The 13,487-nt window shown below is 44.5% G+C and carries 10 protein-coding genes and 2 pseudogenes; 7 read left to right on the top strand and 5 right to left on the bottom strand.

What is annotated here, in order from left to right; all coding sequences use genetic code 11:
- The first annotated feature begins 105 nt into the window (after positions 1-105).
- Both QUB51_RS17285 and QUB51_RS17290 read left to right on the top strand, forming a co-directional pair.
- Positions 106-345 (top strand): hypothetical protein, encoded by a 240-nt coding sequence (locus QUB51_RS17285; RefSeq protein WP_333057703.1) that lies wholly within the window; start codon positions 106-108, stop codon positions 343-345.
- 41 nt (positions 346-386) lie between these two features.
- Positions 387-950, top strand: coding sequence for a Uma2 family endonuclease (locus QUB51_RS17290; RefSeq protein ID WP_333057701.1), 564 nt, complete (start codon positions 387-389; stop codon positions 948-950).
- Between the two features lie 77 nt (positions 951-1,027).
- Here the strand turns inward: QUB51_RS17290 and QUB51_RS17295 are convergent, their stop codons facing one another.
- Positions 1,028-2,107, bottom strand: coding sequence for a M23 family metallopeptidase (locus tag QUB51_RS17295; protein WP_333234031.1), 1,080 nt, complete (start codon positions 2,105-2,107; stop codon positions 1,028-1,030).
- A 160-nt stretch (positions 2,108-2,267) separates the two neighbouring features.
- Between QUB51_RS17295 and QUB51_RS17300 the strand changes: the two genes are divergently transcribed.
- A complete protein-coding gene (locus QUB51_RS17300) occupies positions 2,268-2,969 on the top strand; it encodes a phosphatase PAP2 family protein (RefSeq protein ID WP_333262469.1) in 702 nt (233 codons plus the stop codon).
- An 11-nt stretch (positions 2,970-2,980) separates the two neighbouring features.
- Here the strand turns inward: QUB51_RS17300 and QUB51_RS17305 are convergent, their stop codons facing one another.
- A complete protein-coding gene (locus tag QUB51_RS17305) occupies positions 2,981-3,865 on the bottom strand; it encodes an aspartoacylase (protein WP_333057695.1) in 885 nt (294 codons plus the stop codon).
- 126 nt (positions 3,866-3,991) lie between these two features.
- On the opposite strand from QUB51_RS17305, the pseudogene QUB51_RS17310 reads away from it, so the two are divergent.
- The 4 genes and pseudogenes from QUB51_RS17310 to QUB51_RS17320 form a co-directional block, all read left to right on the top strand.
- Positions 3,992-4,393: pseudogene (locus QUB51_RS17310) on the top strand (IS4 family transposase); the annotation flags it as partial.
- A 944-nt stretch (positions 4,394-5,337) separates the two neighbouring features.
- Positions 5,338-5,589: pseudogene (locus QUB51_RS30435) on the top strand (IS4 family transposase); the annotation flags it as partial.
- Between the two features lie 362 nt (positions 5,590-5,951).
- Complete coding sequence (locus QUB51_RS17315; protein ID WP_333262473.1) at positions 5,952-6,845, top strand: isoaspartyl peptidase/L-asparaginase family protein; 894 nt, start codon at positions 5,952-5,954, stop codon at positions 6,843-6,845.
- 389 nt (positions 6,846-7,234) lie between these two features.
- The gene (locus QUB51_RS17320) at positions 7,235-8,503 is read left to right on the top strand and encodes a carbamoylphosphate synthase large subunit (protein WP_333054826.1); all 1,269 of its coding nucleotides are present in this window, start codon (positions 7,235-7,237) and stop codon (positions 8,501-8,503) included.
- Positions 8,504-8,942: 439 nt separating this feature from the next.
- Here the strand turns inward: QUB51_RS17320 and QUB51_RS17325 are convergent, their stop codons facing one another.
- The 3 genes from QUB51_RS17325 to hisD form a co-directional block, all read right to left on the bottom strand.
- Positions 8,943-10,982 (bottom strand): ATP-binding protein, encoded by a 2,040-nt coding sequence (locus tag QUB51_RS17325; protein WP_333262476.1) that lies wholly within the window; start codon positions 10,980-10,982, stop codon positions 8,943-8,945.
- Between the two features lie 366 nt (positions 10,983-11,348).
- Entirely contained in the window at positions 11,349-11,777 is a 429-nt protein-coding gene (locus tag QUB51_RS17330) for a universal stress protein (RefSeq protein ID WP_333262480.1), read from the bottom strand.
- A 342-nt stretch (positions 11,778-12,119) separates the two neighbouring features.
- Positions 12,120-13,433 carry a histidinol dehydrogenase gene (hisD, locus tag QUB51_RS17335; protein ID WP_333262483.1) on the bottom strand — a complete coding sequence of 438 codons (1,314 nt, stop codon included), beginning with the start codon at positions 13,431-13,433 and terminating at the stop codon, positions 12,120-12,122.
- Positions 13,434-13,487 lie beyond the last annotated feature (54 nt).

Below are 13,487 nucleotides of genomic sequence, written 5' to 3' on the forward strand. Positions count from 1 at the left end.
ATACTTATTTAGTTTTAAATAAGTTTACAGTGTTCTCAGATTTTTAGCTGATTCGCCGGAAGCCCCACAGCGGCTGAACATCTACTCCCTTCGGTATGCACTCCTATGAATTATCCCATTCCTACGAATCCTCAAGAAATGATTGCTTTGCGGCAGCAGCCGCTGAATGAAGAATTGGTGGCGTCGGCGATCGCGGGTGTGATTCAAATAGCTCGATCGCGATCTCAGTCTTTGGATGAATTGAAGGCTGAGGTACTAGCCGACGACAATCTGCTCGATTTTGCTCAGAGGCTATGGCTGAGCGACATTGTGGCTCAAGCTTGGAACAATTTGCCTGATTACTAGACTGCTGCTAAAAGATCTACTTCATTAGAGGTGAACTTAAAATGGTACAAACAAGATTAAAATCCTTAACTTTAGAAGAGTTTCTCCAACTACCCGAAACCAAACCGGCCAGCGAATACATTGATAATCAAATTATTCAGAAGCCAATGCCACAAGGGAAACACAGTGCGACTCAATGTGAACTAATTATTTTCATTAACACTATATTAAAACCAAAAAAAGTTGCACGAGCATTTCCTGAACTCCGGTGTACCTTTGGCGGAAGGTCAACAGTGCCTGATGTTTCAGTATTTGTCTGGAACAGAATTCCCGCCGATGATAACGGCGAAATTGCTAATGTCTTTCCCATAGCTCCTGATTGGACAATTGAGATTTTGTCGCCTGACCAAAGTCAAACTAAAGTTACTAAAAATATTCTGCACTGCTTAAATCATCAAACTCAAATGGGCTGGCTGATCGATCCCGACGAACAATGCGTTTTTGTTTATGTTCCCCAGCAACAGACAGCAGTATTTGATGAACCCGAAATGCTGCTACCTGTGCCGTCCTTCGCTAGCGAACTGCGGTTGAGTGTCGGAGAATTATTTGGCTGGCTGCTGAAATAATCTTCGGAAGAATGTCCTATTTTTAATATTTTTTACTTTTCCCTAGTGACAACAGTCAACAGTCAACAGTCAACGGACTAACGCAACTCAACTTCTCGCTTGACTTCTGTCAAAACTCGATCGCCTCGCATCAACCGGTATTCGGCCCGCCAAACTCCCGGAATCAGAGGAGAATTTGTACTGTTTCTTTTGCCGACATAACCCAACCAAGTACGGCTGGGGGCTTTAATTTCATTGGTCTGATCGGCGATGGTTGTGCCGTTGGGTGCAAATAATTTGTATTGTTCCCGATCGCCCTTGAGCACTCCGTAACTTTGCACCCAAAACAACAAAGCTGGACTGTTTACAGGGAGTTGAGTTTCGGAAAATTGTCCTTCCCAGACAGCGTTGATATCGGGCGGCTTATTGGCAAAACCAGCCCTAATTAAACCTGTGGAAATATAGTCTAGAGGCTTGTCCCAAATTGGATTGCGGGCGATGTTGCAGCCTACCTTCGCGTCGGGTCCGACAAAGGGATCTACGGCTTTGCCTTGATAGCGATAAGTTACGTGTACGTGGGGGAAAGATGCCATCCCAGAGTTTCCCACCATGCCCAAAACAGTGCCTTTTTCTACCTGCGTACCCGGTTTGACGGCAACGCTGCCTTGGCGGAGGTGGCAGTATTGGGCTTCCCAACCACCGCCGTGGTCAATTACCATGCCGTTGCCGCATTCTGTGCCTGCGAGATTGGCTTTTTCTGTATCGTTTTGTAAACGCCGATCGACCACACCATCTCGTGCTCGCAAAACTTTGCCTGCTGCGGAGGCAATAACTGGAACTCCTTTTGCCATTGCTTTGGCATCGGGAATGGCAAAATCTGTGCCGTCGTGGCCGTCGTAGGTTTGGCGCCCGCAGCCAAAATCGACGGCGGTGGGGCCGGGTTCTCGATCGAAATACAGCAATACAAAACAGTCTTTGCCGAGGGTACAGTCGATCGGCTGACCGAATTGCGGGTTGTTGGGCTTTTGGGCGACTGCGGAAGAAACGAGACGCTGGGCGATCGTGTTGGCTTCGGTGATCGGGGCACTTACTCCGCTGTTAGTAGCACAGCTAGAAAGACTTGTCAACCCCAAGGTCAACAAAATTGCAGAAATGTATTTTGTGGAGAGTATAGTCATTCGCCGATTGGATGTAAAAGCTGAGGTGGGTAGTGAAAAATCAATTAATCATTCAGAATAGAGTTGCTCAAGAATCTAGACGATGGGTAAGGCGTTTTCGTTTCCTATCTTTGTTGTATTATTTTGAGTTAGAAATTTTAAAATTTTAATTAGTTCAAGAATGGGTTCTAAAATTCGATCGCTCATTTCGATAATTCGGCTTACCGGGCTTGCGGTTGCGGCTTTGGCGATGTGGGGATTTGCCACCATTGCCGAAGACGTGTTGGAAAAAGAAAGTTACGCTTTCGATACCTCTATTTTACTCGCTCTGAGGCAATTGCACACTCCCTTGCGCGATCAAATAATGCTGGGCTTTACCTTTTTGGGAGAGCCGAATTTGCTGCTAGTGATTTGTCTGACGTTGGGTATTGTTTTGCTAGCGCGCAATCACCGCTCGGAAGCTGCAACTATTGCGCTCGCGGCTGGTGGAGCCATCGGTTTAAATTTACTGTTAAAAAAACTTTTTGCCCGCGATCGACCTCAACTTTGGGAGCGTGTTGTTAATGTCACATTTTACAGTTTTCCTAGCGGTCATGCAATGATTTCAATGGTTATTTACGGTTTGCTAGGATATTTTTTGGGTGTACGATTTCCCAAGCAGCGCTGGTCGATTTACAGTTTGACAGTTGTCTTAATTGCTGCTATTGGTTTGAGCCGGCTTTACCTAGGAGTTCATTGGCCTACCGATGTTATTGCTGGTTATACTGCTGGTTTGGTGTGGCTAATTACCTGTATTATCACTTTGGAAATATGGAAGGACTTGCGTTCTTTTACTAGGGCTTCTAAAGAGGAGTTTTTGTCACAGGAAAAAAATCAAGAATAATTTGAAATTTTCTACTCAAAACTGACTATTTGCTTCTGGGTAAAACACATGGCAATTCCTTTTTCGTAGTAAGCAGCCTCGTTAATGAAAATGGGATATACGGTTGATTTACCTTCATACAAGACCGACTTACCATCAAAGGTCAAAAACATCGGTTCGCCGGGATTTAGGGCTTGATAATCTCTGGATTGCAGATGAGGATGAATCATTGCCTGAATTTCTCTGTTCTCGTTTCTGGGATAGTCGATCGCCCCAATGGTGTGATAAATAGTCAGGGGATTCTTGACCGCAGGCACTGTGCCTTGATTGTAGGCTTCTACGCAGTCTAATATCGTACCGACAACTTGCTCAGTTTCCTGAAATAAAGACGCATCTAATACGCTTTGTGGCACTGCACCAACTTCCAGCGTCCCGCCTAATTCCGAAAGCGATCGCAGCACAGGACTATCATGATTCTTGGTTGTAGAAGTGAGTACCTTGATGCGGGGATACACAGAGGTTAAATAAGCTGCTAGTTGCAGGTTAAATGGATGATGGCTGGCGAGAATAAATGTTAGCCCCATGTTGGATGTGGTGCTGTGCAAATCGATAATTACGTTGGGATGATGTGTGTTTTTTGAGCTAAAAATGCCGTAGATTTCTTTCGCCCGCTGGGCTTCATAGCTGGAGAGATGGGGATTTTCTAAATCTTGCTTTCTAAAGCAGCGGTTGAGGTCGATATCGATGTAGCGTGTCCCGATTTCGCAAGCTTTGGGATTGGCTAGCAGGGTGATAGTTTCAAAAGTCGATCGCCCCATTAACTCTGGCGCGCGATCGAATTTCTTCACGAGGTAAATTCCTGTGAGTTCGTTTCCGTGGGTTCCTCCCACTATGGCAACACGTTTAATTTGATTCATAAACAAATAATTTCCTATCCCAAGCCTGAGAGGTGAGAACCGAGGGAAAACCCAGAGGGGGCAATTGTTTGAGATAATGGAGAAGTCATAAAAAAGCGGGTGACTTTTGGAACGACCCCACAAAAAATGCTAAAGACATTATACCAAAAGTTATTAAGCATCCACTTGAGCGAGAGTCAACCACCCATCTTATAACTCTTAGTTCAGATGCTTCAAAGCCATCGACAACTCCGATGATCGAGATGAGCTAACATTTTTCCACAACCGATTCAATACAATAGTCGCGTCCGAAGTCTCCAGCTATTTCTTAATCTCCCCCAGCTTTCGACGCAGTGGCTGTGGTTTCCTATAACCCAAGCGGCTTTAAAGTCTGAATTTAGAGACCAAAGATTTAATATAGCACAACGGAGAAACAGTTCATAATTAACCTTAAAAACTAAAAAATATGTAGAATTTGCTCTCAACAGAACTCAATGGCGAGATCGAAATCTGCTGATAGTCACGATAATTTTTGGGAGTCAATCGATTTTAGATTTTAGATTTTAGATTAAAGAATTGACTTGCGCGAGATAAATGCTCTTTCTTGAGGATTTTCGATTTTCGATTTTGGATTGATTCCACGGATAAATCCGGGGGCTTGATACCACCTTTGAAATTCGTGGTCACGCTTTGCCAATATATTGGCAGTGAATGTCGAAATTGTCGAGGAGTTATTTCCCTGAAAAAAACTGGTAACGATCCCGATTTTGACACTTGAAAATCCTTATCCTGTCGTAGTAACCGGAGACCTAGAGTTTCATAGCGGGAAGCTCGCAAACTGTCTCATGACCGAAAGCATCCAGGATACAAGCCCCCGGATTCATCCGTGGAGAAATAAAAAACCTGTAAGCTGTTGCGGCATTTAAATTGTATGTCAAAAAATAATCAAACTATTGTGGGGAGTAGGGGCCCTAGCGTCCCGCCCGCCCTGAACCTACAATTTAAATGCGCGACAGCTTATCCGATAAACTTGCCCCCGAATTTATCCGTGGGGTCCATGCTTCAATCTAAAATCTAAAATCTAAAATCTAAAATCTAAAATCTAAAATCGATAGACTAAGGGTTAAGACCTAGCTTTGAATCAAGAAAAGAGTGTTTCTGTCGCGACTTCTGACCAGTCTAGCCAGCTTTTTACAAAACAATAATTTAAATCGAAATAATCTCATTTATTCAAAAATATAACCATTCATATATCTGCATTTGTTATTGACTACAATTAAAGTTATAATTAAAAATTTTGATTCAAATAGTAATTAAAATTTAAAATCAACTGATTTATTTTCAATATTTAAGCAAAACTATGAACTTGTTTAATCGCTATTTAGCACAACTTGATGATTATAAAATAGTAAAATAGAGGCTCTTATTCGGAAGAAAAGTTCGGTAACTTCACCCGATTTTTAGCTGGAGTTTTGTAGATTAGTTCTGCTTAGTGGCTAGCGACTATCGCCGGGAAGGAGTTCCAATATAACCACTTCGTAGCTTAGCTCGATCGCTCGGAAAAAACCCCTAATAATTTTCCCCATCACAGTATTTTTGGCCTCGGATTATCTGGTTGTGCTTGGAGTCAGTCCCTAGTTTTATGGCGAGATCAGATGTTAGCACTGATAGCCCTAAAGCCCCATAAAGCTCAGAACTTTCGCCAAGGACTAAATGCTCTATCCCTTTTACAGCAATCGGTCTAGCTCTCTTGTCACCCTCTCCGCAAAGTCTCATTCTTCAGGTTTAGCCATTTTGCCTGTTAATGTGTAGCGCATCGCCTTAAGTTTTACCCCATCTTTACTCCCTAAATATTTAAAACTCCTTAACTAAATCGAAGCCAAATTTACTCACACTATTGACATAATTTTGCCAAGTTTTTATTAAAAATAATTAAATACCTAGGTCGGTAGGAACACAAATATCGGCAGAACTAATTACATCTGAAGATAGAGGAACCCTCAATCAAACACCGCTAATCTATAAATTTATGAGAGATAAAAAACTACTTAAAAATTTATTAATCTAAGAAATGTTTAAGTAGTTATTAATGTAAAAAAGGAGATTTATGGTAATAAGCATTATTGTCCACGGTGGAGCAAAAACCATCACAGAAGAGAAAGTTGCAGCCAACAATGCAGGCTGTACCGCAGCAGCAGAAGCTGGTTGGGCAGTGCTCGCAAGCGGGGGTACCGCAGCAGAAGCTGTTGAGGCAGCTATCCGGGTTCTGGAAGCTGATCAGACATTTAACGCAGGCTTTGGATCGGTTCTCAACAATCAGGGAGAGGTAGAGCTAGACGCAGCGATGATGGAAGGCCGTTCATTAGCTTGGGGAGCGATCGCAAATGTTCAAGGCGTGCGCCATCCCATCTCAGTGGCGCGAAAGATTATGGATAAAAAACCCATGTTCTTAGTAGCGGATCATGCAGAACATTTTGCTGCAGAAAGTGGAGCCGAGATGTGTACAAAAGAAGACTTAATCGCGGATGAGCAACAGGAAGAGTGGGAGGAGGAAAAAGAAGTTCTTGACCGCCCCAATACCGTTGGTTGTGTAGCTTTGGATAGTAGTGGCACCTTAGTTGCCGGTACCTCAACAGGCGGCACTATGAATAAGCCCGCCGGTCGCGTCGGCGACAGCGCCATTATTGGCTCAGGCTTGTTTGCTGAAAATGAACAGGGCGGTTGCTCGACCACAGGCGATGGCGAGTCCATTATGCCAGTAGTTCTAGCTAAGAGGGCGATCGACATTCTAGCGTCCGGCAAGCACCCAGACGAAGCCGCGCAGATGGCCATTGAGACTCTGGCATCTAAGGTGGCAGGAGAAGCTGGGTGCGTCATCATAGACCCTCAAGGGCGGGTTGGCTGGGCGCATAATTCAACGGACATGGCTTGTGCTTATAGAACCTCAGAAATGGACAAGGTGGCTGTGTTCACTAAGAAAAAACAACTCGTCCATCGTTGAAATTATTGAGGCTGCATTCTCTCTAGTTGGAGAGAGTTAAAATTCCGCAACTAATATCTTGTTTCCTAGTTATTAAGTAGCTTGACATCAATTAATATCCCGGTCGGGGTGGGTTTTTGAGATTGTCAATTATGGGCAGATATTGTTGGTGAACCCACCCCTACAAAAATCGCGGTCGCTCGACCGGACATGATGTCAGTTGGTAGTTCCATTGCCTTCCAGGCTTGAAACCCTTATTCTACGGTTGGTAATCAAAAACAGTCCGAAGTATTGATCGATAAACACTTTGTCAATTTGTAGGGCGGGCATTGCCCACCCTACTTTTAATTATGTCGAGCTACTTAGTGGCAGGGAAAACAGTTCAATTCAAACTCGACTTGGATGTTTCTATGAACTCAACATACGACTTTCCTTACTTTCAAGGCAACTCTCTTTCCGATTTGTTTGCTCCAGACATCACAGATGCACGTTATGCGTTCATCCTAAATTACCCTGCCACCGCCAGTTGGGCTGCTTATCCCAACAGGAAAAAATACTTTATTCAAGACGGCAGCAGTGAAGCCACCAAAACTTCTTTCGACAAGATTGGTCAGAAGGAACCTTGGAAAAATCTGGCAGTGTTAGGTGATGCCATCCCAGGGATTGTAATTAATGAGCCGCCGAAGTCGCTGATTGACTATTGGCGGGAGCATTTGGGCTTCAGCAACAGCAGTATGGAGATGATAGACTGCTCAACTTATCTCGAAGATATCAGCATGAGCGATCGCTTTGACAAACTCCTGACTCTATTTCCCTTCGACAATCTCAAACCCGAAAAACACGCCGTTCATCCCGACATCCACTACCACTTACTCAGCAAAGCAACGCTAGCAGAATTAGGCGTGCAATGTCCGAAATACGAAACCTACAATCTGCACGAAGTCAATCTCGAAAGCATTCAGTTACCAGAGCAATTCCCCTACTTGATTAAAACATCTCACGGACTTTCTGGAGAAGGCACTTATATTATCAAAAGCGCCAGCGATATGAACTACTGCTTGCAGGAAGTGAGGAAATATCTCGATATTAAGTTGCTGGATACGATTATTGTCTCGGAATTCGTCAAGAATGAAGTGCAGAACTATTGCGTGCAGTTTTATGTAAGCAAAACGGGAAATATCACGCTTATCGGCACTACCGGCCAACTTGTCACTCCAGAGGGCAACTATTTAGGGGGACTGATTCACTACCGCGAAACCGACATGAGTAGGTTTTTTGAGATGATTGCCGCTATTGGTAAATATGCTCATCAACAGGGTTATTTCGGCGTTATTGGCTTCGACGTGCTGGAAGACTCGGAGGGACTGTTGTATGCTATTGATGCCAATTTCCGAGTTAATGGCTCGACTCCGCTTTGCTTACAGCGCCATACCTTACTGGGGCGGGGAAAGGAGGTGGCTAAATATTCCAGTGATTGGCGAATGGATGGGACTTTGGAGTCGATTCTTGTCACGCTGAAACCAGAACTCGATCGCAAGGACTTGATAATCCTGTCAGCTTTAGAGAAGGTTAAATACGGGAAAATCTACACGGAAATTTACGGGATAGTTGCGGGTGAGGATATGAAGGAAATGCAGCACATCGAGGAGAATTTGCACAGTAAGGGATTGCAGCAATAGGGTTAATATCTACTCTACCGATTGCAGCGGTTATGCGGTTTTCCCCCTCATCTCGCCCGCATGGTTCGGTGATATCGGGAAACGGGTCATCAAAAATCAAAATTGAATGTTCCACAGCTTTGAAGTAACCGAAAGCATCGAGGATACAAGCCCCCGGATTCATCCGTGGAGAAATAAAAAACCTGTAAGCTGTTGCGGCATTTAAATTGTATGTCAAAAAATAATCAAACTATTGTGGGGAGTAGGGGCCCTAGCGTCCCGCCCGCCCTGAACCTACAATTTAAATGCGCGACAGCTTATCCGATAAACTTGCCCCCGAATTTATCCGTGGGGTCCATGCTTCAATCTAAAATCTAAAATCTAAAATCTAAAATCTAAAATCGATAGACCGGATTCATGGGTTCGGCAAGATAATACCACAGTTCGCGAATATCCTCAACTAAATAACACTTTGAGTTAGGGGAATTTCGATCCAAAACTCTGTTCTTTCTCCGGGTTCTGATGTACACCACAGTTTCCCTTTATGCTTTTGGATCACAATTTGATAACTTATAGACATCCCCATTCCCGTACCTTTTCCTACCGGTTTGGTTGTAAAGAATGGGTCGAATAGCCGTTTTTTGACTTCCTCTGTGATGCCACACCCATTATCAGCAATACAAATTCTGACCAATTCTGAGTTATACAGACTCGTACTAATCCGAATTGTCTTTTTCTCCACCCGATGCTCATCTAAAGCATCCAGAGCATTTGTCAGAATATTCATAAATACCTGGTTAAGCTGTCCTGCATAACACTCGATCGGTGGCAGATTACCGTACTCTTTGATCACTTCAATCTCTGGATGTGTGTGTCTGGGCTTGAGACGATTTTGCAGAATCATCAGGGTGCTTTCAATGCCTTCATGGATATCGACAGCTTTGAAATCTGCTTCGTCCAATCGAGAAAAATTCCGTAGAGATTTAACAATATCGCGGATACGTTCTGAACCTACTTTCATAGAGTTGAGCAGTTTTGATAAGTCTTCGCTCAAAAATTCGATCTCAATATCTTCCGACTTGGCTTGAATCTCCGATACCGGCTGGGGATAATACTTTTGATAAAGCTGTACTAGCTCTAGTAAATCTTGGGTATATTGGCTAAGATGAGATAAATTACCGTGAATAAAATTCGCGGGATTATTCACTTCATGGGCAATCCCGGCTACCAGTTGCCCCAGAGATGACATTTTCTCACTTTGGATGAGTTGGGCTTGAGTCTCCCGTAGTTCTTGAGTGCGTTCTTCTACTTTTTGTTCAAGGGTGTGGTAAGAGTTCTTTAATTCGTGACTCATTTGATTAAAAGATACTGATAAACTTACCAATTCCTCTACGAGAGTGTCGGGAACATTTTGCTCGAAATTTCCACTGGCGATCGCCTGACTGGCTTGACTCAATCGCCGAATAGGTTTAGCTATCCATTGTGAAGTGATAATTGCTAATCCTGTTGCGATTACCAGTGATAACAGACAAAGGATAATCGTCGTATTTCTATTATAATTTATTTGCTCCATAAAATCAGATTCAGGCACGACGAGTACAATTAGCCAATCGATGCCTCTACCATCATTCAGCGGTAGCAACTGAACAAACTGCCGCTCACTTTTGAGGGTAAATTCTAACTGTTCTGATTTATGAATTTGGTCAAAGTTACCAAAATATTTCAGCAAATATTTGGCTGTCTCCCGCACAAATGGTTCCCTACTTTCCACGGCGTCAATCATTTTCTGAGCTTTACCTTGTCCTTTGATTAGTGGCTCTGTTGTGGAACTAGAAATCATTGAACCCGATCGCTCCATCACAAAAGCCTTACCTGTTTTACCAATAGACAAACTTCCCAGAAATTCCCTTAAATTTTCTGAGAGGACAACAAGAGTGGCACAGACACCCAGAAGTTTACCTTCTGAGTCATAGACAGGTTCGCTGGCAGTAATTGCAGGCTTACCATTGTTGACAATATTCACAAAAATATTGCTCCAAGTAGGCCTCCCTGCTTTCACAGCAGAAAGATACCAGGGGCGTTGGCGAGGATCGTAAGGGGCGTTTACCTTTTCTAGGAATTTTTGCCGATCGCCCCTATTATCCATTTCATAAAAATAAAAATGATAGTTTGTTTCTTGATTACTCGCAGTCATCGCGATTTTTGACCCTCGACGAGTGGCACCTAGATAATATCCTTGAGCATCGCCACAATAGGATGAAAAAACAAAAGGGGAGATTTGCACTTGGGTTAAAAGTTGCTTAGCGTTGCGGCCATTCACCATGTCCATGTGGCCTTGTGCAAAAGCGACTGAATTCACACGATTGATATCATGAGGTTTGTTGATATATTGCTTGAGTTCTCCTTCAATGCGTGCTATTAGTTCCTGACGAAGTTGAGCCGCCACATCGTTAACCGCTTTTTGTCCATTGCGTAAGGAAAGCCAACCTGTTAAGCTCACTGCTGTAAAGATTTGTAGAACAAATGGAACAACAAGAACACCGCGCAGAGGAATTTTTAGACAATTCGCAGTTGGAGGCATAAATGATAATGCTTAGCCAATGGTTCTTTGTCTATCATAATATCAATTCCTCCAAGCAGCCTGAAGCGGAGCTATCCCGAGCGTGAATCGCCCTTTTTGTAGCCCCGTTAATCTGCGGTTAAAAGCGATCGCTTATTGGAAGTTTTTTATTTATCCGTTGGTCGGTAAATTGACAAAATAGCATATATTTGATAGGTCGTTAATTTTTGCATTCAACTAACAAATGGTATTAATAGCTATATTGGTTTATGTAAATGCAATAGTCGATCGCATTTACCAGCCTACTTACTTCGCGCGCACCACCAACACCGAACAAGCAGCCTCCGCCACAACCTCCGCACTCACCGAACCCTCCAAAATCCGCTTTACACCAGTCAAACCCCGACAGCCGATCGCAATTAAATCGGCTTTATAAATATTAGCCAAACGCAAAATTTCCTCGGCAGGGTCCCCGGACACAATTTCTAAATCGCTCTGGCAAGGCAACTTTTCCTGATAAGATTGCAGTAACTTCTCCACTTCTCGGTAAGCAATCTCATTTCCCTGAGCGTGAGGTCGATCGACAACCGCGTCAAAATCCGACGTAGCATAACTTACAACATGAACTAGAATCACCTTTGCCGTCGGTTCTAGCTGAAATTGTCCTACAACTTGCAATACCTGAGTCGCTAACTCTGAATTGTCGATCGCTACCAAAACTGTATTCAATACCATGCACCTTTAAATCTCAGATACTAGACTTTAAATTTCTTGTTGATTGTCGCCTACTTTCCACAATTTCGCGCTTCCCACCAACATCATCATTGCCTAGGCAGAAACCCGGTTTCCTAACATAATTGCGTCATTTCAGCAAGATACTTGAAGAAACCCGGTTTCTGAAGCCCGGAGTGCGTCAGTAGGTAGGTGGAAATAAACTTTGCCGCTTGTCACAGAATGTAAAGCTAGGATAATCGCCAGCGAATTGCTTCGTTTTACTGCGTTTCACTGGCTTTTGACTAATTATGTATTTTGGCGCTCATCTACTTAAATCTCGATCGCCAATCTCAAATCTACCATCTAAAACTCACCCTTTCCCTCATTTTCAGTCCGCAGCCGGACCGAATCAGCGTGAGAAGGAAGCCCCTCAGCTTCGGCTAACACATTAATCGCCCTACCCACCTTCTTAAGTGCCGCAGGCGAATATTGAATCAAACTCGAATGCTTCATAAAAGTCTCGACACCCAGCGGCGACGCATAGCGAGCAGCCCCAGAAGTCGGCAAAGTGTGATTCGGGCCAGCCAAATAATCGCCCACAGCTTCCGGCGTCGAGCAGCCCAAGAAAATCGCCCCAGCGTGGCGAATTTGGTCGAGCAAAGCCCAGGGATCTGCAACTTGCAATTCCAAGTGTTCCGGGGCAAACTCGTTAGAGAGTTCCGCCGCCGCTTTGAGCGAGTCAACTACTACGACTAAACCATAGTTGGCGATCGCCTTTTCTGTTAAAGTTCGGCGCGGGTGATTTGCCAACTGTCTGTCCACCTCAGCCACCACTTTCCTCGCCAGCACCGAATCCGCCGTCAGCAAAATTGCCGACGCCATCGAATCATGTTCAGCTTGAGCCAACATATCTGCAGCCACGTGCACAGAATTTGCCGAGCCGTCTGCTATGATCAGCACCTCGGACGGGCCAGCCAGAGAATCGATCCCCACAGTCCCGTAAACCAGTTTTTTAGCCAGAGTGACGTAAATATTTCCCGGCCCAGTAATTAAATCCACCTTCGGAATAGTTTCCGTACCGTAGGCTAAAGCTGCGATCGCCTGCGCCCCGCCTACCCGATAAATCTCATCAACTCCCGCTTCCTGAGCCGCTACGAGCACAGCAGGATTCATTTTCTTCTCCTGTCCGGGGGGAGTACACATTACCAGTCTCGGAACCTTGGCGACCTTCGCTGGCACCGCATTCATGATCACCGAGCTTGGATAGGACGCCTGACCGCCTGGAATGTAAATTCCCGCTCGATCGACCGGGGTGTAGCGTTTGCCCAAAACAATCTCGTCATCACCAAACTGCACCCAAGACTTCGGGACGCGCTGTCGGTGAAACGCCTCTACCTGTTTGCAAGCTAAGCGGATTGCATTTAATAATTCTTTCGACACCTGCTGGTAAGCAGCATCCAATTCGGCGCCGCTGACCCGTAATTCTTCCACATTTAGGGTCATGCGGTCAAATTCAGCAGTGTAGTGCAGCACAGCCTGATCGCCTCTGCGCCTTACAGCTTGCAGCACCTCCCGGACGGTGGCTTCTTTGTGAACGACAAGTTCGTCATGGGTGCGATCGCAGATTCGTCGCAGTTCAGCTTGTGCCTCAACCCACTGAGTAATGATTCGCAGCATGGAGATTAGGAATGCCGTCTATAATTCACTAACATTTGCTTGACAATTGGGGAT

Origin of the sequence: Microcoleus sp. AT8-A3 (assembly GCF_036705675.1) — a bacterium.
Taxonomy (GTDB): Bacteria; Cyanobacteriota; Cyanobacteriia; order Cyanobacteriales; family Microcoleaceae; genus Microcoleus.

What these genes read in the sequence shown, in the direction of transcription:
- QUB51_RS17285 (WP_333057703.1), top strand. Translation starts at nt 106, where the DNA reads ATGAATTATCCCATTCCTACGAATCCTCAAGAAATGATTGCTTTGCGG.
- QUB51_RS17320 (WP_333054826.1), top strand. Translation starts at nt 7,235, where the DNA reads ATGAACTCAACATACGACTTTCCTTACTTTCAAGGCAACTCTCTTTCC.
- QUB51_RS17330 (WP_333262480.1), bottom strand. Translation starts at nt 11,777, where the DNA reads ATGGTATTGAATACAGTTTTGGTAGCGATCGACAATTCAGAGTTAGCG.
- QUB51_RS17315 (WP_333262473.1), top strand. Translation starts at nt 5,952, where the DNA reads ATGGTAATAAGCATTATTGTCCACGGTGGAGCAAAAACCATCACAGAA.
- QUB51_RS17290 (WP_333057701.1), top strand. Translation starts at nt 387, where the DNA reads ATGGTACAAACAAGATTAAAATCCTTAACTTTAGAAGAGTTTCTCCAA.
- QUB51_RS17295 (WP_333234031.1), bottom strand. Translation starts at nt 2,107, where the DNA reads ATGACTATACTCTCCACAAAATACATTTCTGCAATTTTGTTGACCTTG.
- hisD (WP_333262483.1), bottom strand. Translation starts at nt 13,433, where the DNA reads ATGCTGCGAATCATTACTCAGTGGGTTGAGGCACAAGCTGAACTGCGA.
- QUB51_RS17305 (WP_333057695.1), bottom strand. Translation starts at nt 3,865, where the DNA reads ATGAATCAAATTAAACGTGTTGCCATAGTGGGAGGAACCCACGGAAAC.
- QUB51_RS17300 (WP_333262469.1), top strand. Translation starts at nt 2,268, where the DNA reads ATGGGTTCTAAAATTCGATCGCTCATTTCGATAATTCGGCTTACCGGG.